Annotated in this window: 16 protein-coding genes; 4 read left to right on the top strand and 12 right to left on the bottom strand. The window is 72.3% G+C overall.

The window, feature by feature from the left end:
• Positions 1-6: 6 nt before the first annotated feature.
• From AB0C28_RS19620 to AB0C28_RS19605, 4 genes are read right to left on the bottom strand one after another with little or no spacing between them, the layout of a single operon-like run.
• Positions 7-1,113: an SIS domain-containing protein gene (locus AB0C28_RS19620; RefSeq protein ID WP_357847183.1), complete on the bottom strand. Its 1,107-nt coding sequence runs from the start codon at positions 1,111-1,113 to the stop codon at positions 7-9.
• Positions 1,110-1,277: a Trm112 family protein gene (locus AB0C28_RS19615; protein WP_106236648.1), complete on the bottom strand. Its 168-nt coding sequence runs from the start codon at positions 1,275-1,277 to the stop codon at positions 1,110-1,112. The genes AB0C28_RS19620 and AB0C28_RS19615 overlap by 4 nt, the downstream gene beginning before the upstream one ends.
• Entirely contained in the window at positions 1,274-2,623 is a 1,350-nt protein-coding gene (locus tag AB0C28_RS19610; RefSeq protein WP_357847188.1) for a phosphomannomutase/phosphoglucomutase, read from the bottom strand. The genes AB0C28_RS19615 and AB0C28_RS19610 overlap by 4 nt, the downstream gene beginning before the upstream one ends.
• A 43-nt stretch (positions 2,624-2,666) precedes the next feature.
• Positions 2,667-3,035: a DUF3499 domain-containing protein gene (locus tag AB0C28_RS19605; protein ID WP_357847191.1), complete on the bottom strand. Its 369-nt coding sequence runs from the start codon at positions 3,033-3,035 to the stop codon at positions 2,667-2,669.
• Positions 3,036-3,303: 268 nt separating this feature from the next.
• On the opposite strand from AB0C28_RS19605, the gene AB0C28_RS19600 reads away from it, so the two are divergent.
• Positions 3,304-3,753 carry a metallopeptidase family protein gene (locus AB0C28_RS19600; RefSeq protein ID WP_346102633.1) on the top strand — a complete coding sequence of 150 codons (450 nt, stop codon included), beginning with the start codon at positions 3,304-3,306 and terminating at the stop codon, positions 3,751-3,753.
• 56 nt (positions 3,754-3,809) lie between these two features.
• Here AB0C28_RS19600 and AB0C28_RS19595 read toward each other — a convergent pair whose 3' ends face one another.
• The 5 genes from AB0C28_RS19595 to AB0C28_RS19575 all read right to left on the bottom strand — a co-directional run bounded on the left by AB0C28_RS19595 (position 3,810) and on the right by AB0C28_RS19575 (position 11,054).
• Positions 3,810-4,226 carry a DUF5719 family protein gene (locus tag AB0C28_RS19595; protein ID WP_358076167.1) on the bottom strand — a complete coding sequence of 139 codons (417 nt, stop codon included), beginning with the start codon at positions 4,224-4,226 and terminating at the stop codon, positions 3,810-3,812.
• Between the two features lie 17 nt (positions 4,227-4,243).
• Positions 4,244-5,125 carry a DUF5719 family protein gene (locus AB0C28_RS19590; protein WP_358076164.1) on the bottom strand — a complete coding sequence of 294 codons (882 nt, stop codon included), beginning with the start codon at positions 5,123-5,125 and terminating at the stop codon, positions 4,244-4,246.
• 53 nt (positions 5,126-5,178) lie between these two features.
• Positions 5,179-8,112, bottom strand: a complete 2,934-nt coding sequence (locus tag AB0C28_RS19585; RefSeq protein WP_358076161.1) for a glycosyltransferase family 2 protein — start codon at positions 8,110-8,112, stop codon at positions 5,179-5,181.
• A 191-nt stretch (positions 8,113-8,303) separates the two neighbouring features.
• Positions 8,304-8,564, bottom strand: coding sequence for a WhiB family transcriptional regulator (locus AB0C28_RS19580; protein ID WP_020546325.1), 261 nt, complete (start codon positions 8,562-8,564; stop codon positions 8,304-8,306).
• Between the two features lie 318 nt (positions 8,565-8,882).
• On the bottom strand, positions 8,883-11,054 hold the full coding sequence (locus tag AB0C28_RS19575; RefSeq protein WP_358076159.1) for a hypothetical protein: 2,172 nt from the start codon (positions 11,052-11,054) through the stop codon (positions 8,883-8,885).
• 182 nt (positions 11,055-11,236) lie between these two features.
• On the opposite strand from AB0C28_RS19575, the gene cofD reads away from it, so the two are divergent.
• From cofD to AB0C28_RS19560, 3 genes are all read left to right on the top strand, one after another.
• Positions 11,237-12,175 carry a 2-phospho-L-lactate transferase gene (cofD, locus tag AB0C28_RS19570; protein ID WP_357847203.1) on the top strand — a complete coding sequence of 313 codons (939 nt, stop codon included), beginning with the start codon at positions 11,237-11,239 and terminating at the stop codon, positions 12,173-12,175.
• Complete coding sequence (locus AB0C28_RS19565) at positions 12,172-13,710, top strand: coenzyme F420-0:L-glutamate ligase (RefSeq protein WP_358076156.1); 1,539 nt, start codon at positions 12,172-12,174, stop codon at positions 13,708-13,710. Before cofD ends, AB0C28_RS19565 begins: the two co-directional genes overlap by 4 nt.
• 155 nt (positions 13,711-13,865) lie before the next feature.
• On the top strand, positions 13,866-14,603 hold the full coding sequence (locus tag AB0C28_RS19560) for a lytic polysaccharide monooxygenase (protein WP_358076153.1): 738 nt from the start codon (positions 13,866-13,868) through the stop codon (positions 14,601-14,603).
• Between the two features lie 71 nt (positions 14,604-14,674).
• On the opposite strand, the gene AB0C28_RS19555 is transcribed toward AB0C28_RS19560, so the two are convergent.
• The 3 genes from AB0C28_RS19555 to AB0C28_RS19545 form a co-directional block, all read right to left on the bottom strand.
• Positions 14,675-16,423 carry a substrate-binding and VWA domain-containing protein gene (locus tag AB0C28_RS19555; RefSeq protein ID WP_358076150.1) on the bottom strand — a complete coding sequence of 583 codons (1,749 nt, stop codon included), beginning with the start codon at positions 16,421-16,423 and terminating at the stop codon, positions 14,675-14,677.
• 82 nt (positions 16,424-16,505) lie between these two features.
• Positions 16,506-19,052 (bottom strand): bifunctional FO biosynthesis protein CofGH, encoded by a 2,547-nt coding sequence (locus tag AB0C28_RS19550; protein ID WP_357847215.1) that lies wholly within the window; start codon positions 19,050-19,052, stop codon positions 16,506-16,508.
• A gap of 63 nt (positions 19,053-19,115) precedes the next feature.
• Positions 19,116-20,009, bottom strand: coding sequence for a DNA-3-methyladenine glycosylase 2 family protein (locus AB0C28_RS19545; RefSeq protein ID WP_358076486.1), 894 nt, complete (start codon positions 20,007-20,009; stop codon positions 19,116-19,118).
• Positions 20,010-20,021: the final 12 nt, after the last annotated feature.

Here is a 20,021-nt window from a genome sequence, read left to right as displayed (position 1 = left end):
GGGATCCTATTGCGAAATTCGGGCCTTGAGTTCAGTGATCGCCGACACAGCGGTGGGATCGATGGCATAACCCAGTGCCAGGTAGGTGCTGGCGTAATCACCGAGCCCGATGAGCGTGGCCATCCGCTCCAGCGGGTGCACGCCCTCGGCCACGAGCTCGGTGACCGGCACCCCGCGCTCGCGCGCCAGCCTGAGCGACGCCTCGCGCCGCCGCGTCACCTGGGGATGCTCCTCGACGTCGCGCAGGATCACCAGCCGCAGCGTGCGCCCGGAGACGTCGGCGAAGATGTCGCGCTCGGCCACCGGCCCGTCGAGGGCCGCGACCTGGAGATGGCCGGCCTCGGGCAGCTCGCCGTGCATCGCGGGATATTTCGCGTTCGCGTGGAGCTGGCCGGCCAGCCGGTGCGCCGCGACGGCCGCGGACGGCGACGAGCCCCAGATCATCGGTACGGACTCGGCCAGGTCCATGGCCAGCGACTTGCCCGGGTTGATGAACGACTCGCTGGCCGGCCGGCACCGGTTCGCCATGTCCTCAAGCGCCGCGGCCACCCGTTCGAACAGCTCAGGCTCCGCCGTCACCAGCCGCAGCTCGGCCGCGGCCACGATCAGCGGCACGGCCAGCAGCCACAGGTTGGCCCTGGACTGGCCGCTGACCGGCACCGGGACGTAGACGGCCGACGCCTGGGTGGCGATGGCCTCAAGCGGCGAACCCGGAGCGCCCACGCCGAGCAGCGTGCAGCCGCGCCGCACGGCCTGGGTGGCGACGGACAGCGTCTCCTCGGTGTCGCCCGAGCCGGAGACGGCGATGACCAGGTCGGTCGCGCCCACCCAGCCGGGGAGCTGGTAGGAGCGCAGGGTCACGATCGGCAGCGGGGCGCCGTTGCCCGCCACCGCCGCCAGCATGTCGCCGGCGATGCCGGAGCCGCCCATGCCCGCGACCACGATGGCGCGGGGACGCCCCTGGCCGGCCAGGCGGTCGACGCGGGCCTCGACGGCGCTGCGATAGCCGGTGCGTACGTGGGCCGCCGCGCCGGCCACCGCCGGCAGCATGCCCGAGGGATCGCCCTCGCTGAGATGACGCTGGTCGTCGAGCCGCTCCGGCTCCCAGGTCACGGCTTCCTGGCCTCGTCGACGAGCAGAACCGGGATGTCATCCCTGACCGGGTAGATCAGCCCGCATCCGGTGCAGGCCAGCTCTTCCGCCTCGGTCTCGGCACGCAGCGGCGCCTTGCACGCCGGGCAGGCCAGGATCTCCAGCAGCCAGTCGTCGATCTTCACTCTGACACCTTTCCCACAATGGCGAGGACCTCGTCCCTGATCGCCGTCATCTTCGTCTCGTCGGCCGCCTCGGCGTTGAGCCTGAGCAGCGGCTCGGTGTTGGAGGCGCGCAGGTTGAACCACCAGCCGGAGCCGGTCACGGTCAGCCCGTCGAGCTCGTCGAACTCCCCGCGCCCCGCGAACTCCTCACGCACCCGCCTCAGCGCCTCCGCCTGGTCGGACACCGCGCTGTTGACCTCGCCCGAGGCGTGGTAGCGCGAGTAGGCCCCGACCACCTCCGACAGCGGGCTGTCCTGCTCGCCCAGCGCGGCCAGCACGTGCATCGCGGCCAGCAGGCCGGAGTCGGCGTACCAGAAATCCCTGAAGTAGTAGTGGGCGGAGTGCTCGCCGCCGAAGACGGCGCCGGTGCGCGCCATCTCGGCCTTGATGAACGAGTGTCCGACCCGCGTGCGCACCGGGACGCCGCCGTGCTCGCGCACGATCTCCGGCACGCCGAGCGACGTGATCAGATTGTGAATGATCGTCGCCCCTGGATGCTTGGCCAGCTCGCGCGCCGCCACCAGCGCCGTGATCACCGAGGGCGAGACCGACTCGCCGCGCTCGTCGATCACCCAGCACCGGTCGGCGTCGCCGTCGAAGGCCAGCCCCAGGTCGGCGCCCTGCTCGACCACCGCGCGCTGCAGATCCACCAGGTTCTGCGGCTCCAGCGGATTGGCCTCGTGGTTGGGGAAGCTCCCGTCGAGCTCGAAGTAGAGCGGGGTCAGCTCGATCGGCAGCCCGTCGAACACCGCCGGCACGGTGTGGCCGCCCATGCCGTTGCCCGCGTCGACGACGACCTTCAGCGGCCTGATGCCGCGCAGGTCGACCAGCGTGCGCAGATGGTCGGCGTAGCCCGTCAGCAGGTCTTTGCCGATCACCGAGCCGCCCGGCGCGAACGTGGCCCCGACCAGCTCGGCCGCCCGGTCGCGGATCTCGGCCAGGCCCGTGTCGCCGCCGATCGGCACCGCGCCCGACCGGCACATCTTCATGCCGTTGTAGCGGGCCGGGTTGTGGCTGGCGGTGAACATCACGCCGGGCAGCCCGAGGCTGCCGCTGGCGTAGTAGAGCAGGTCGGTCGAGCCCAGCCCGGCGTGCACGACGTCGGCGCCACGCGAACGGGCGCCGCGGATGAACGCCTCGGCCAGCGGGGGTGACGACTCGCGCATGTCGTGCGCGACCACGATCGATCCGGCACCCGTCACCTCGACGAACGCCGCGCCCACGGCCTCGGCGGCCGGCTCGTCCAGCTCGTCGGGCACCACTCCGCGAACGTCGTACGCTTTGAAGATCTTGGCGAGGTCGCCCACTCTCCAGCTCCGCCCTAGGTCGGTTCCGCCTTACACAGGGAGCCTACCGGTCACGGTGCTGCTGGGCCGATCTCAGAACGCGCAGGTGCCCGCGACGGCCGACCTCGACGCCCTGACCGACCGGCTCACCGCCGCTTGACGGCGTCGGCCGCGCGGCCTCCCTGACCGCGTTGGCCAGCGCTTCGAGGTCGTCGGAACTGGGCGAGGCGCCGTCCGTCGGCAGCCGTACCACCTCCCAGCCGCGGGGAGCGGTCAGCCGCTCGGCATGTTCGGCGCACAGGTCATAACAATGTGGCTCCGCGTACGTCGCCAGGGGGCCCAGAACAGCGGTCGAGTCGGCGTACACGTACGTGAGCGTGAAGACGGCAGGCTGGCTGCAGGCGGTGCGGGAACAGCGGCGGACGGGGCTCACGGAGGGACCGTATCTGGTAAGAGTGCGAGGCGCCACTACCTGAGCGCTCTTAACGAGCGTGTCGCCACAATTCGGACACCTGTCGCAGGTTTTCCACCCACATGCCCCGAAGAAAACGCCCCTTCCCCCGCACTTCCCTCCCCGGCTTCCCCACCTCCCCTCATGAGCAACCTCTCCTGCCTCCCCTTCCTTGGCCAAGAACCCGCATCGGAGCCGCCCGGGCGTAACCCGTACGTGCTCCCGGTGCGCGGGGGACGCGCCCCGTACACTGGCTGACGTGACTCAGAAGCGCGGGCCCAGACGGCGCGATCGCCATGGTCGCGGCCTGCGCGGCCCGCTCGCTCCCTCCCATGTCCCCATCGCGAAGTCGCGCAGCGAACGCTTCGACGACCTGGTGCTCGACGCGGTCGACCGGCTCAGGCCGCGCTGGGAGAAACAGCTCGCGGCGGTGGAGTTCGCGGTGGAGGAGGTGCCGCCGCTGAGCGAGCTGGGCGACGGGCCCCGGCTCGGCTCCGACCCGATCCCGTTCGGCCGGGCCGACGCCGCGGCCGGGCAGTCGCCCGCGTCCGTCGTGATCTACCGGCGGCCGCTGGAGGCCAGGGCGCGTGATCGTGACACGCTGGGGGCGATGGTCCACGACACGGTGGTGGAACAGGTCGCCACGCTGCTGGGCCTGGCCCCCGAGACGGTCGACCCGGGCTACGACGACCGCCGCTGAACGCCCGGTGCTCAAGAGAGCACCACGCGGAGCCTGTCCCGCCGGGGTTCCGGTGCTCAGGGGAGCACCACGCGGGGGGTGTCCGTCAGCGGTCGGAGCATCGTCCACATTCGTGCGGGAGCCAGCGGCTGCGCCGTCAGCAGGACGCCCGACTTCAGGCGTTCGCGCACCACCCGCCCGCCGTAGACCTCCCCCGACACCGGCGTGACCACGACCGCGAAGTCCCCCTTGGCCTTGAGCTTCACCGCCCGCGTCCGTCCCGCCGCCACCTCCACGTCGAACGGCGCCTGCTCCGCCCCCTCCCCCTGCACCACCTGGACCCGCACCGAGCCGGGGCCGCTGACGGCGGTGAGGAGGAGTTCCGAGCCGGCGCCGTTGCGGGCCACAGCGCTGCCCAGTTCCAGGGACGGCGTCCCCGCCGTGAAGGCGACGTCCGAACGCGCGCCCGTGCCGGTGATCATCAGCCCGGCCACGACCGGCGCGGACGAGGTCAGGACGAGGTCAGGACGAGGGCGGACGCGCTGCCGACGATGCCGGTGGTGACGTCGAGGGCGACCACGCCGCCGGCCGGCACGTTCAGCGACTCCTTGCCGCGCATCGCGAACTCGGCGTCCTCGCTCACCGCCCTGACCTGCACGGTCGCGTCCTCTTCGCCGGGCGCGGCGACGAGCAGGCGGCGCAGGCCGCCGCCCCCGGGGATGCCGGGCACGACCACGCGCGTGGCCGGCGGCGCCGCAGGTGGGAGCCAGTCCACGCCGCCCGTCTCCAGCGTGGTCCTGGCGGCCACGGCCACGCGGCCGAAGACGGTGGTGACGCTCAGGGCCATGATGTCGGCGGACGGGGCCAGCGTCTTGAGGTCGATCTCCCTGTGCTCGCCCGGCGCGATCTCCAGCCCGACGCCCGCGTCACCCGAGATCGGGCCCTCCGCCGCGTAGACCTGCACGTCCGCCAGCGCGGGGGCCTTGTCGGCGTTCGTGAGGTGCAGGCGTACGTCGGCGTTCGCGGGGCCCGGCCCGACCAGCCAGGTGGCGGCGGACGGCTCCGTGCAGCGGACGCCCGCCAGGCCGCGGCCCGCGCCCTTCGTGACGCGGGTGAGGTAGCCGGCCTCAAGACCGGCGGGGCCCTTGGTCACGAACGGCTTCGCGTCCTCCATGGTCTCGCCGTTCACCGTTCCCGGCAGGTAGACGCCGGTCCGCTCGCCCTTCGCCCCCGGGCAGACCGCGGTGACCGACTCCACGGACACCTTCCTCGGGGCCGAGGGCGGGGGCGGGATCGGGGCCGGGGTGGTGACGTACGCGACGCCGTACAGGGCGGTCAAAGACACGACGACCAGCACCAGCAGCCCGACCCTGTGCTCCACGAAGTCCCTCATCGCGCCACCTCCGCCCGCCCGCACACGCCCGCCTGTGCCACGTTTGCCCGGCATCAGGCGCCCGCCAGTGCCACGCCGGCGGGCTCCGCCGTCTCCTGTCGCTGCCGGCCTGGTGCCGCCATCAGCAGCACCACCAGCAGGAACGCCCCCTGCGCCCACAGCAGCGGCACGTGCATGACGCTCACCGGCTGGGCGGGCACGCGGGTGACCGGCTCCGCCAGCCGCCACAGGCCGCCCGACTCCGACAGGCTCAGGCGCTGCAACGACGGCTGCGAGTCGAGGGTCCTGGCCAGCTCGAAGGAGACCGGAGGCGCCAGCGCCACCATGCCGATGCCCTGCTGAGCCAGCGTGGCCGCGTCGCCGCCGCGGCCCCCGACCAGCCCTTCCGCCGCCGCGCCCACCCGGGCGCGGGCCTGGGGGTCGGCCGGCAGCTCCGCCTCGCCGATCAGCGGGATGCGCCCGTGCAGCACCGTGAATCCGGAGCCCTTGATCACCAGGGTCCGTTCCCCTTGTGTGGTACGGGCGGCGGCCAGCGCCGACATCACGTCGGGCGCGTCGCCGAGCAGCGGCCCGCGTACGCCACCGGCCATCCAGTAACCGGCGGCCAGCAGCGGCGTGCTGAACGCCACCGCCACCACCGCCGTCGCCCCCAGCCCCCGCAGCCCGCCACCCGCGCGCAGCTCGGTCAGCCGGTGGGCGGTCAACCCGACCAGCACCACCAGCCCCGCGCCCGCGAACGCCAGCGGCACCCCTGGCCAGGCCCGCGCGCCTTCGACGGTGATCCGGCTGACCAGGACGCCCGCCAGCACGCCGTAGAGCGCGATGCCCCAGCCGACGGCGACGATCGTGCGCTGGCGGCGCATGAGCAGCGCGACCAGCGCCGCCGCCACCAGCCCCGCGCTCACCCAGAACGGCGGCAACCCCGGCCCGCCCGGGCTGATCGCCAGCAGGGACGCGGCGGGCAACGACGGGTCCACCAGGGCCGGATCGTGCAAGCCTGCCTCAAGGAGCAGTCGCCAGGGTTCGCCCAGCAGGTCCATGAGCCAGGGCAGCAGGAGCAGCGGCGGCACGGCGAGCGCGATGCCCATCGACCCGGCGACCCCGCCCCGCACACCGTCTCGCAGGTCACTCCGCACGCCACCCTGCGCATCACCTCGCGCGCCGCCCTGCACACCACCTCGCGCGCCGCCCGGCGCGTCATCCCGGCCGGCGGAACGCGACCGGCCGCGGACGCCGCCGAAGGCCACCGCGCCGAGCACGCCGAGGACCGCGAAGAGCGGGTAGACGAGGGGCACGAACGCCGTCCCCACGGCCAGCAGCAGGCCAAGACCCCACGCGGCCCGCCTGGCCGGTCGCGGCTCGGCGGACAGCAGCCGGGCGCAGAGCCAGGCGTACACGGGGACGAGGACGAACACCACCGCCGTCCCCACCCGCCCCGCCGCGATGGCCCCGGTGCCGACGGGCAGCAGCGCGTACGTCCCCGCCGCCCAGGCCCGGGCCGGCACCGCGGGGACGATGTGCCGCGTGGCCAGGTACGCCGTGACCCCGGCCAGCGGCACCGAGCCCAGCAGCAGCACCGACACGGCCACCCAGGTCTTGCCGAGCGCGAGCGTGGACAGGGCGGCCAGCACGGCCACGTACGGCGGCGCCCAGGCGGTGGAGCCGAACCCGACGTCGTGGTAGCCCTCGGTGTAGAAGGCCCACAGGTCGCTCGCGCCGCCGGTCACCGGCACGAGGGCGCCGCCGCCGAGCCGTTCGCCGCCGAGGAGCGAGCGTTCGGCGATCAGCGAGACGACGGTCAGCGCGAACATGAGGATGACGCCGGGCCGGCCGATGAAGCGCTGGAAGGCGCCGGTGTCGGGCGGCGGGACGACGTCCTGCTCCTCGCCCGAGGCGCCGGTTGGGTGGGCTGTGGAGTGGTGATGCCGGCCGGCGGAGTCGACGGGCGCCTCGCCGGCCAGGAAGCTCTGCACCATGTCGGTGAGGCGCCGGTAGGCCGCACCCCGAGGGGTCATAAGCCGCTTTATGCGTATATATCCCCTCTTGCGGCCGTGACGGCGGGCCCGGCGCGCCCGCAGCAGCCGGAACGGATGCACGAGGATCGAGCAGATGGCCACGACCTCGTCCAGCGCGTTCGCCGGCTGTTTGCTCACGATGAACAGCACCGTGCGCACGATGGAACTGATCACGTTCCGCAGCAGCGCCCACAACATCGCGCGGAACGGCAGGTTCGCCATGACCACGAAGATCGCGTTGCGCCGGTCGAGGCGGCGCGGATGGTCGCCGCTGACCGTGATGCGCCGGCGCCTGCGGGCCGCCGCCTCGGCGTGCCAGGCCACCGCGGACGTCACGATCAGCACCTTGTGCCCGGCGTTGCGCACCCGCCAGCACAGGTCGAGGTCGTCACGGAAGATCGGGAAGAACGGGTCGAGGCCGCCGGCCTTCTCCCACACGTCGCGCCTGATCAGCATCCCCGCCGTGGACACCGACAGCACCTCGCGGGTGCCGTCGTGCTGCCCCTGGTCGAACTCGTGCGGCTCCAGCCCCGTGTCCCTGCGTCCCGTACGGCCCACGGTGACGCCGATCTCCAGCAGCCGCCTGCGGTCGAGCCAGTCGCGTAACTTCGGGCCGAGCACGGCGGCCTTGGGATCCTGCTCGGCCGCGGTGAGCAGCAGCTCCAGCGCGCGCCTGTCGGGGGCGCAGTCGTCGTGCAGCAGCCAGATCCATTCGTCCCGTCCGGCGGACGGAAGTTTCTCCAGCGCCGTGGCGACCGACTCGCCGAAACCGGTGGAGCGGGGCAGGGAGATCAGGTTGCCGCGCCCGAGCGTCTGGGCCAGCAGGTCGGCCGAACCGTCCCTGCTGCCGTTGTCGACGCCGGCCACGCGGTCCGGTCTGCGGCTCTGGTTGATCAGGGCGCGCAGCGTCTCCCCGAGCCAGCGCGCGCCGTCATGGGCGACGACGATCACGGTGACGTAGGGACGTGCCATGGGTGGGTGACTCCTGGGGGGATGATCAGCGGCCCCACCATACAGGTGCGCGGCTGTCAGGAGATGCGAAAAGGGTCACACGGCGGACCGCGTGACCCCTTCCCCCCTATATAACGATAAGAAACCGCAGGTCGGACTGCCGTCCGCGACCCACGCCGCAGCGGCGGCCCGCACCGGATCTCTCATTCGGCCTAAACGGCCTGACGCTTGATCCGTCTGCGCTCCCGCTCGGACAACCCACCCCAGATGCCGAACCGCTCATCGTGCTCGAGTGCGTATTCCAGGCACTCGGCACGGACCTCACACGATCGGCAGACCTTCTTGGCCTCTCGGGTGGAGCCGCCTTTCTCCGGGAAGAACGCCTCCGGATCAGTCTGCGCGCACAACGCGCGCTCCTGCCAGCCGAGTTCTTCAGCGTCAAGCTGATCCTGTGCGATGACCGGATCGGTCACTGCACACCTCCCTGCCGCCCGCCCGCAATGGAGCCCCCCATGGACGCCTTCCTTATTACCCACCCACAGGAAGGCGTAACAACATGGTTGTAATTACACGCGCGTGCCGTGCGTGACGTCAAGCGGCATGCAGCTATCCGGGGAAAGACCAGATCTCGCCCCGGTGTGCTCGGCATGTGATGTTCGCACCCGGCCGGCGCCTCGCACGCATGGCGTCGGCCTGGCTCGTTCAACGCTGTCTGCGGTCGGAACCGTACCAGGGCGGGAAACACGCCCGCCCATGGCCCACCTTCTCTCTAGCCGTCCATTGCCGGTCCGTTACCTGCGGGGTTCGTTGGGGGTGTATATGGCCGTCGGGTCGATCGGGTCGTCACCGGGGCGGCGCTGGTCGCCGCCGAAGGCGTTGCCGCCGAACGCCGCCGGGTCGAGCCGCATCGTGGACTCGCCCTGGTCCGGCCATCCCGGCTGGGCGGCGGCGGCCTGCGGAGCCTGGTGGGTGGGCCGGTACTGGCCCTGCTGGGGCTCGTACCCGCCGTTCTGCTCCTGGACCTGTCGCAGGAGCTCCTGCTGCGGGTGGCCGAACGGGTCGCCGCCGTACTGGCCGCCGCCCTGGCCGTAGTCGGGCACGCGCAGCTCCGGCTGGGTGCCCGCGTTCGGCTGGCCCGCATTCGGCTGGCCGGCGTTCGACTGGTATGTCTCCGCCTGATGGTAGGCGTCGAGAAGCTGCTGCGAGCGCGGGTCGACCGGCGGGTCGGGCTCCTGGTAGGCGGACGGGGTGGCGAACTCGGCGCCCGAGTAGCCGGTGAACGGCTGGCCGCCCTGCTGTTGCTGCTGCTGCTGGTCGAACGCGCTCTGGCCGAAGTACGACTGCTGCTGCGGCTCGGCCGGCGGGAACGAGGTGTTGGGGGCGGTCTCGCCCGGCGTGTACGCGTTGTCGGACGGAGGCGCGTACGGGTTCGCCTGCTGCTGGTCGGCGGGCGGGGCGAAGGAATTGGCCTGGTCGTTCGCGGCGGGCGCGTACGGGTTCGGGCTCGGCTGGCCGTAGATGTTCGGCTGGCTGTCGGCGGGCACGTACGGGGCGGGGGTGTACTCCCCGGCCGGCGGCGTGCTGTAGTCCTGGCCCGCCGGGGACGTGTCGACGGAGGCGTAACCCTGGCCGAAACCCTGCGGCGGGAAGGACGGCTCGGGCTGCTGCTGGTCGGAGGGCGCGGCCGGCAGCGCGCCCCTGATCTGCGGGTACGGCTGCTGCGGGTTGGTCTGCGGCTCGGGCTGCCCGCCGAAGCTCGGGGGCTGCTGGCCGTAGCCGGGCGTCGAGGGGGGCTGCTGGCCGTATCCGCCGGGCGTCTGGTTGTATCCGGGGGCGGACGGCTGCTGCTGGTCGTACGCGGGGGCTGAGAGCGGCTGGGGCGCGTAGCCGGGGGTGGAGGGGGGCTGCTGCGCGTAGCCGGGGGTGGACGGCGGCTGCTGGCCGTAGCCGGGCTGCTGGCCCGACATGGGCTGCTGGCCGTACGGGGCCTGCTGCTGGTCCTGGGGACCGCCGAAACCGGGCTGACCGGGACCCTGCTGGCCGGGGCCCTGCTCCTGGCCGAACCCCTGCTGCCCGGACATCGGCTGCTGACCGTAAGGGGCCTGCTGGTCCTGGGGGCCGCCGAGAGCGGCGGCCTGGTCCTGACCGAAGCCGGGCTGACCGGGCTGCTGGCCCGACATGGGCTGCTGGCCGTACGGGGCCTGCTGCTGGTCCTGCGGGCCGCCGAAACCGGGCTGACCGCCGGGGCCCTGCTGACCAGGACCGCCAGGACCCTGCTGGCCTGGACCCTGCTCCTGGCCGAAGCCCTGCTGACCGGGCTGCTGGGCGAAGCCGCCCGCCGCCTGGTCCTGACCGTAGCCGGGCTGACCGGGCTGGTCCTGGCCGAAGGGCTGCTGGCCCGAGGGGGGCTGCTGCGGGTAGCCGGGCTGGCCGTAGCCGGGCTGGGGCTGCTCGCCCTGGCCGAACTGCTGGGGCTGGCCGGCGAAGAAGCCGGGCTGAGCGCCGAACTGGCCGTGGTAGACCTGGGCCGCCGGCCGCTCAGGCATCACCTGCGGCAGCAGGTAGACCAGCGCGATGGCGGTCAGAGCGAGCGTGGGCACGCCGAGGAGCACGTACTCGATGGTGGAGCGGGCGCCGAGGCCGGAGAACAGGCCGAGCAGCAGCGCAAGCATGCCGAACACCGAGGCCAGCAACAGTCCGGCGGCGGCGCCGTACGTGATCGGCTTGGCCTTGGCCGACGGCTCGCCCACCTTCGTCACCAGCAGCACGGCGCCGAGCAGCAGCGCCGTCACGACCGGGCTGGTCACGCTCGAAAAGTTCCCCGCCGCGCGTTCCATGAACGACGACGACGCGGTCGACCCGATCAGGATGTGGCCGATCGCCAGCACGACCTGCATCAACCCGGTGACGAGCATGATCCAGGCGGCCGGCTCCTTCAGCCGAGCGACGTCAAGTTTGCTCACAACTACCCCCATCGGGACCCTTTAGCCCGAAGGGAGTTTGCCACATCACCGACCCACCTGCCGGGAGTCCCAGCAACCTCTTCCATCTCAATTCATGCAGTACCAGGACGTACGCCGCCGACAAAAAGGCGAAAACCGGTCCCCCGGAAGGGTTGTCGGAGCCCGGTGAAAGACTGGGGCGCATGCACATCGTGTCACTCGCCGGCGGCATCGGCGGCGCCCGCTTCCTGCGCGGCCTGCGCGCCACCGCGCCTGACTCCTCGATCACCGTCATCGGCAACACGGGTGACGACATCACCCTGTTCGGCCTGCGGGTCTGCCCCGACCTCGACACCGTGATGTACACCCTGGGCAACGGCATCGACGAGGAGCAGGGCTGGGGCCGGGCCAAGGAGTCCCACGTCGTCAAGGAGGAGCTGGCCGCGTACGGCGTCGAGCCGCAGTGGTTCGGGCTGGGCGACCGCGACTTCGCCACCCACATCGTGCGCTCGCAGATGCTGGAGGCGGGCTACCCGCTCTCGCAGATCACGCAGGCGCTCTGCGCGCGCTGGCAGCCGGGCGTGCGGCTGCTGCCGATGAGCGACGACCGCTGCGAGACCCACGTCGTGATCGAGGACGAGCGCGGCAAGCGCGCGATCCACTTCCAGGAGTGGTGGGTGCGACTGCGCGCCTCCGTTCCCGCGCAGTCGTTCGCGCTGGTGGGGGCCGACACCGCGAAGCCGGCCCCGGGGGTGCTTGAGGCCATCGAGCAGGCCGACGTGGTCGTCCTGCCGCCGTCCAACCCGGTGGTCAGCATCGGCACGATCCTCCAGATTCCCGGCATCCGCGAGGCGCTGCTGCCCAAGACCGTCGTCGGCGTCTCGCCGATCATCGGCGGCGCGCCGGTCAGGGGCATGGCCGACGCCTGCCTGACCGCCATCGGGGTCGAGACGACCGCGCAGGCGGTGCTCGATCTGTACGGCTCCGAGCTGATCGACGGCTGGCTGGTGGCCGAGGAGGACGCCGGGGTCGCGCTCGACGGCGTGCGGGTGGTCGCCAGGCCGATCCTCATGCACGACGCCGAGGCCACCGCCGCCATCGCCCGCACCGCCCTCGACCTCGCTCTGGAGCTCGCCCGATGACCACCCCTTCACCCGGCGCCCCGACGCCCGCCACCCCTGCCGCGACCCGGCCGCAGGGCGACCCTGCCTCGACCCCGCCGCACGATGCTCCTGCCGTGTCCCTGCCGCAGGGCGGCCCCGCCGCCCCGCCGCACGACGGCTCGGTGGTGCCCGAGCGGGTCGAGGTGATCGCGGTGACCGGGATCGGCGAGGTCCGGCCGGGTGACGACGTGGCGGCGCTGCTGGCCGGAGCCGGGCTGCGTGACGGCGACATCGTGGTGATCACCTCCAAGATCGTGAGCAAGGCCGAGGGCCGGGTGCGCCACGCGCCCGACCGCACCCGGGCGATCGAGGAGGAGACCGAGCGGGTGGTCGCCAGGCGCGGCGACACCGTCATCTCCCAGACCCGCCACGGCTTCGTCATGGCCGCCGCCGGCGTCGACGCCTCCAACACCGAGCCCGGCACCGTCCTGCTCCTGCCCGAAGACTCCGACGCCTCGGCCCGCCGCATCAGGGCAGGGCTCAGCGGGCGCGACGGCGGGAGCGACAGCGAGCCCGGCGACGGGCGCGACGGTGGGCGCGACGGTGGGCACGATGGCGGGCACGATGGCGGGCACGATGGCGGGCACGATGGCGGGCGCGGTGGGGTGCGGGTCGGGGTGATCGTGTCCGACACGTTCGGACGGCCGTGGCGTAACGGGCTCACCGACGTGGCCATCGGGGTGGCCGGCCTCCGCCCGCTCGACGACTACCGCGGCACCTCCGACACCTACGGCAACCAGCTCAGCGCCACGGTCACAGCCCTGGCCGACGAGATCGCGAGCGCCGCCGAGCTGGTCAAGGGCAAGCTCGCCGGGGTCCCGGTGGCGATCGTGCGCGGGCTGTCCCACCTGGTGACCGAGGACGACGGTCCCGGGGTCAGGCCGCTGGTGCGGCCGGCCGACGATGATCTGTTCCGGTTCGGGTCGCGTGACGTGGTGTTCGCCCGCCGTACGATCAGGGAGTTCTCCGACCGGCCCGTCGATCCCGAGGCGGTGCGCAGGGCGGTCGCGGCGGGCATCGCGGCGCCGGCGCCGCACCACACGACGCCGTGGCGGTTCGTGCTGCTGGAGTCGCCGCAGACGCGGACGAAGCTGCTCGACGCGATGCGCGAGGCGTGGATCGCCGACCTGCGCGGCGACGGGTTCACCGAGCAGTCGATCGCCAAGCGGGTCAGACGGGGCGACGTGCTGCGTAACGCGCCCTATCTGGTGGTGCCGTGCCTGGTGATGGAGGGGTCCCACACCTACAGGGACGAGCGGCGCAACGCCTCCGAGCGGGAGATGTTCATCGTGGCGACCGGCGCCGGGGTGGAGAACTTCCTGGTGCAGCTCGCCGTCGAGGGGCTGGGCTCGGCGTGGGTGTCGTCCACGATGTTCTGCCGGCCCGTGGTGCGCGAGGTGCTCGACCTGCCCGAGTCGTGGGACCCGATGGGCTGCGTGGCCGTCGGGCACGCCGCCGCGCCGCCGCGCGACCGGGCGCCGCGCGATCCCGGCGACTTCATCCTGACGCGATGACGACTTCTTCCGCACACGTGACGGCTTCATCCGTCACGCGGTGACGGCTTCGTCCTGACGCGTTGACGGCGGTCCGGACAGCGGTCAAGTCGAGTTTACCGTTAGGAAAGTTTCCTTTACATTAGGGGTCACCCCCCATGTAAAGGAGCCACTTCATGCGAAGGACTCTCTCAGTACTCGCCGTGGCGGTGACCGCGGTCGCCACCACGGTGTTCAACACCACGCCCGCGTTCGCGCACGGGTACGTGCTCACGCCGCCCAGTCGCCAGGCCAACTGCCACCAGGGCAAGGTCTCCGGCTGCGGCAACATCGTCTACGAGCCGCAGAGCGTGGAAGGCCCCAAGGGCTTGCGCAACTGCCACGCCAACCTCGGCCAGTTCGCCCAGCTCAGCGACGAGAGCAAGCCGTGGCCCGCCGCGTCGGTGGGCAGCACCGTGACCTTCACCTGGACGTTCACCGCCAGGCACGCCACCTCGAACTTCGAGTACTACATCGGCAACACCAGGGTGGCCAGCTTCTCCGGCAACAACCAGCAGCCGCCGGCGACGGTCTCGCACCCGGTCAACTTCTCCGGCTACTCGGGCCGGCAGAAGGTGCTCGCCATCTGGAACATCTCCGACACCACCAACGCCTTCTACTCCTGCATCGACCTGAACTTCGGCGGCGGTGGCGGCAACCCCACCCCGACGCCCCCGCCGACGCCCACTCCCACCCCGACGCCGACGCCGACGCCTCCCCCGACGACGCCTTCCGGCACCTGGCGGGCGGGCACCGCGTACAGCGTCGGCAGCACCGTGACCTACAACGGCGTCAGCTACCGGTGCGTCCAGGCGCACACCGCCCTCGCCGGCTGGGAGCCGCCGAACGTGCCGGCGCTCTGGCAGCGCGTGTAGTCACTCCGACCCGGCCCGGCCGCCCAGGACTCCCCTGGGCGGCCGGTCCACGTTCTCCCTGGGGCGGGCGGTCAGGTGGTGGGTTTGCAGGTCGGATGGCAGAGGCGGCGGGCCAGGGCGGCGAGGAACACGTCGATGATCTCGCCGGGCTCCTGGGCCTCGTGCAGTGAGCCGTTCGTGGCGGCCGTGATCTGCGACAGGGCCGCCCGGTCCACGTCCTTGCCGAACGCGATGACGATGATCTGTACGGGCTTGTCCGGGTTCCACTCACGCCGCAACTGGTCGAGCAACTGGCGCAGGTTCAGGCCCTTGCCGTCGTCCCGGCCGGCCGTGATCACCAGGAGCGCGTTGTTCATCTCCTCCCGGTACTCCTCGCTGACCTCGCGAAAGCCGCTGTGGATGGCGTCGTACAGGGAGCTGGCGAGCTTGGGATGGGCGGTGATCGTGCTGGTCAGCTCGTCCAGGCGGCTCTTGCGGATGACCTGCCCGCCGTCGGGCTCGCTGATCGGGCCGAGGGCCACGCGTTCCTGATACCCCTTGATGCGCCCGACCTTGTCGGCGAACTCCCACAGACCCATGTGCGTGGAAGCGGGGAAGAGCTGCAACCCGATCTTGGCCGCCGCCAGCGCCACGCTGACCCGCGGGGTGCCGTTCAACGGCTCGGCCATGTGCTTGGAGGTGTCGGCCAGCACGAGGATGTTGGTCGGCGGGGCCAGCCTGCTCCAGGCCAGCAGCGCGTCGTCGATGTCCTGCGGCGACACCGAGGCCCTGGTCCTGGGCGCCTCCGTGGGGATCTGCGGGCCGGGCGAGATCGGCCCTTGGGCGCCGTCGCCCGACCTGAACCCCGCCCTGCGCACGATCTCCTGCGCCTGCGCGCCCTTCAGCCAGCCCGCGAAGACGCTCGACGCCTCGGCGACGGAGGGATCGGTGGCGGTGACGACGTACGGATAGTCGAGGTTGATCGTGCCCTCGCGCGGATGCAGGGCCACGACCGGATCGGCGGAGGGCCGCAGGTTGTGCTGCCACACGGACTGCTCGGGCACGATCACGACCGGGCGCTGCCAGAACGTACGGTCGTCCACCGCGGCCAGCATGCTGCGGTAGTCGGGCGCCGAGCCCGCCTGCGCCCACCGAACGAACGCGGTCAGCGCCTTGTCCGCCTCGGGCCCCTTCCCGACGACGTCCCGCGCGGCGGCCACGGTCGCGATGCCGGCCCCGGCCAGCGACGGGTCGGGCACGCGTACGACGTCCGGTTCGTCCGCGTTGGGCGTCAGCCGCCCGCGCACGGTCGAGGGGAAGACCATCCGCCAGTTCATCTCGGTCCGCCCCACGGAGAAGCGCTGGGCCAGCGACGACCGGGTGGCGAACACCAGCGGCGAGGTGGCCACCACGCTCTCCCCCGCGGGCAGCGCGCTCGCGCCCTGCTGGCGGGCCAGCCTGATCCAGGCGGAGGAGTCGGCGATCCAGCCGTCGGGCCGCTCGCTCAGCACGCCGGCCCGGTCGCCGATCAGCGTGCGCAGGACGGTGGCCGGCGGCTGCTCGGTCACCTGGACCAGCACGCACCGGCCACCCACGGCCGTCTTCGTCCCGTTGAATCGGCTCGCCGCCTCCATCACGGCAGGAGCCACGTCCACCGCTGCGGCCACGTCGACCAGAACAGGCTCTCGTGTGGTGCACAGCACGCCGCCGCTGCCGAAGATCACGACCAGGCCGGCCGCGAAGATGGCCACGGCGGACAGCCCGGCCAGGATGCCGCGCTGGAGTGCCTTCCTCCGCCGCTGCTCGGGGGGCAGCGCGGCGCGGTGTCGACCCAACCGCACGGTGAACCTCTCTCCCAGGGGAGTGACGATTCTCCCAGCGACTCACTGGGCGGACGCAAGTGCTTGTTAGAACATGTTACAACTAGGCCAGCGGGAGCACCCTTCTGACGCTCTGGCAGACGCCGTCGCTGGCCGCCGAGGCCGCCAGCCGCTCCTCGCTCGGGACGCCGTACTCGGTGGTGCGCTGCCTGGCCGGCCTGCCGGTGACCGCGACCATCTCGCGCAGCTCGCTGATCGTCTTGTACGAGCCGTTCTCCGACCCCGCCATCCGGCTGATCGTCTCCTCCATCAGGGTGCCGCCGAGATCGTTGACGCCGCCCGTGAGCACCTGGCGGCACAGGTCGTCCTGGAGCTTGACCCAGGAGCACTGGATGTTCCCGATCGCGCCGTGCAGCAGGATCCTGGCCAGCGCGTGCACGGCCCGGTTCTCCCGCGCGGTCGGGCCCGGCCTGGCCACGCCCGCCAGGTAGATGGGGGCGCTGGTGTGCACGAACGGCAGCAGCACGAACTCCGAGAACCCGCCGGTCTGCTCCTGCAGCCGCCTGATGAGCTTGATGTGCCTGACCCAGTGCAGGTGGTTGTCGACGTGTCCGTACATCATGGTGGCGGTGGTGGGCAGGCCGACCTGGTGCGCGGTGGTGATGACCTCGACCCACTCCTTGGCGGGCAGCTTGCCCTTGGTCAGCACCCAGCGCACGTCGTCGTCGAGGATCTCGGCCGCCGTCCCCGGCAGGGAGTCCACGCCGGCCTCCTTGGCGGCCTCCAGCCAGTCGCGGATGGACAGGTTCGTCCGGCTCGCTCCGTTGATCACCTCCATCGGGGAGAACGCGTGCACGTGCATGCCGGGCGTCCTGGCCTTGACCGCCTTGGCGATCTCGAAGTACGCGGTGCCGGGCAGGTCGGGGTGGATGCCGCCCTGCATGCACACCTCGGTGGCGCCGGCCGCCCACGCCTCCTCCGCGCGGTCGGCGACCTGGTCGAGGCTGAGCGTGTAGGCGTCGGCGTCGGTCCTGCGCTGGGCGAAGGCGCAGAAGCGGCAGCCGGTGTAGCAGACGTTGGTGAAGTTGATGTTCCGGTTGACGACGTAGGTGACCGCGTCGCCGGCCGCCTCCGCGCGCAGGGCGTCCGCGATGGCGGCCAGCTCGTCCAGCTCCTCGCCGTCGGCGCTCAGCAGCGCCACGGCCTCCGCGTCCGTCAGCCCGGCGGGATCGGCGGCGGCCCTGGCCAGCGCCTGCCGCACCTCACCAGAGAACGCGGCGGCGGGCGAGGGGAGGCGGTCGCGGAGGGCGTCCCAGTCGCCGTAGACGTGGTCGAAGTCGTCCCTGCGGTCGGCGGTGCGGCCGGTGGTGTCGACCTCGACGTGCAGATCGACCCGGCCGGACGCGGTGAATCCGCCGTCGGGCTCCTGCCAGGGCCGGCCTTCGAGCACGGCGTCCTCGCGGGCCAGGCCGGTGGCCGGATCGGCGAGCGCGGCGACGTGGGCGAACAGGCGGGGGTCGAGCCAGGGCTCCCCCGCCTGCACGTATTCCGGATAGATCGTCAAACGCTCGCGGAGCTGGAAGCCGGCGCCGGCCGTACGATCCGCGAGGTCGTCGATCTGCGGCCACGGCCGTTCCGGGTTGACGTGGTCGGGGGTGAGCGGGGACACGCCGCCCCAGTCGTCGATCCCGGCCCTGATCATCAGCTCGTACTCGGAGTCCACCAGGTTGGGCGGCGCCTGCAGCCGTACGCGGGGGCCGAGGACCAGCCGCGCAACGGCGATCGTGGCGGCCAGCTCCTGGAGGTCGGCGTCCGGCAGGCCGCGCATGGCGGTGTCGGGCTTGGCGCGGAAGTTCTGCACGATGACTTCCTGGATGCCGCCGTACTCCCTGGCCACCCGCCGGATCGCGAAGATCGACTCGGCCCGGTCCTCGACGGTCTCGCCGATGCCGATGAGGATCCCGGTGGTGAACGGCACGTTCGTCCGTCCCGCGTCCTCCAGCACGCGCAGCCGCACGGCGGGATCCTTGTCCGGCGAGCCGTAGTGGGCCTGCCCCTTCTCCTCGAACAGCCGCCGCGACGTCGTCTCCAGCATCATCCCCATCGACGGCGCGACCGGCTTGAGCCGCTGCAGGTCCCGCCAGCTCAGCACCCCCGGGTTGAGGTGCGGCAGCAGCCCGGTCTCCTCCAGCACCCTGATCGCCATCGCGCGCACATAGGACAACGTGTCGTCATAGCCGTGCGCGTCGAGCCACTCCCTCGCCTGGTGCCAGCGGTCCTCCGGCCGGTCCCCCAGCGTGAACAGCGCCTCCTTGCACCCCATCGCCGCCCCCTGGCGGGCGATCTCCAGCACCTCGTCCGGGCTCAGGAACGGCGCGGGCAGCTTGTGCGGAGCCGTGGCAAAAGTGCAGTATCCACAACGGTCCCGGCAGAGCCGGGTCAACGGGATGAACACCTTCCTGCTGTAGGTGATGACCCCCTCGCGCCCGGCGGCACGCAGCCCGGCGTCGCGCACGCGAGAGGCGTGGTCGAGAAGCGTATCGAGGTGCTCGTCCCGGGCGTGCAGGAGGACGGTCGCCTCGGTGACGTCGAGGGTCTTGCCGTCCCTGGCGCGGGCGAGGGCGCGGCGGAGCGCGGAGTCAGAACTCATAGAGGCACAGTACGTCCGCCTGAGTTCGCCGTACGCACCCAGGGTCGGCTCACCACACCGGGCTCAGAACGCGCGGTAGTCGCGGACCGGCATCCGGGGCCCCCGCGCCGGCGGGCGCACGCCGCTGAGCCAGACCAGGACCGTGGCGCGGTGCCGATGCCCGGTGTACGGCTCAAGCAGCCGCATCATCCCGGAATCATCGGTCTTCTCCCCGGTCAGGGCGTAACCGACCAGCTTGGCCAGATGGAAGTCACCGACGCTGACGGCGTCGGGGTCGCCGAAGGCGCGCTGGCGCACCTCGGCCGAGGTCCACACCCCGATCCCGGGCAGCGCGCGCAGCAGCCTGTCGAGTTCCTCGGTGGTGGCGGCGGCCTCCAGCTTGGCGGCGTGCCAGGCGGCGCCCGCGATGGTCCTGGCGCGTACGGCCTCGGCGCCCGCCTGGTGCCAGTGCCAGCTCGGGATCTGCCGCCACACGTCGCTCTCCGGCACGACCCGCATGCCCTCGGGCGCGGGCCCGGGAGCAGGCTCGCCGTAGCGGCCGAGCAGCCACCGCCAGGCCCGCCACGCCTCCCGCCCGACGACCTTCTGCTCCAGCACCGCCGGCACGAGGGCCTCCATCACCCGCCCCGTACGCCCGATCCGCAGCCCAGGATTCCTCCTGACCGCCTCGGCCAGCACGTCGTGCTCGACGCTGAACCCGGCGACGTCGTCATCGGCGCCCAGCAGCGCCGGCAGGGTCTCCAGAGCCCAGACCGCGCCCGGCCCCCACGCCTGCCCGTGCACGCACCCGGCCTTGACGCTCACCCTGAGCGTGCAGGGGCCGTCGGGGGTCCTGGAGGTGCGCCACACGACGCCACCGCTCTCACGGCGCCAGGTGGGGTCGCCGCCGCCACGCCGGTGGGGCATCAGCGTCAGCCCCACGTCCAGCGGCCCCGCGGGCACCCACCTGCGCTCCATCACCCCACCAGT

It is taken from the genome of Nonomuraea sp. NPDC048892, assembly GCF_040649735.1.
Taxonomy (GTDB): domain Bacteria; phylum Actinomycetota; class Actinomycetes; order Streptosporangiales; family Streptosporangiaceae; genus Nonomuraea; species Nonomuraea maheshkhaliensis.
This window is presented reverse-complemented; position numbering and strand designations above follow the sequence as displayed.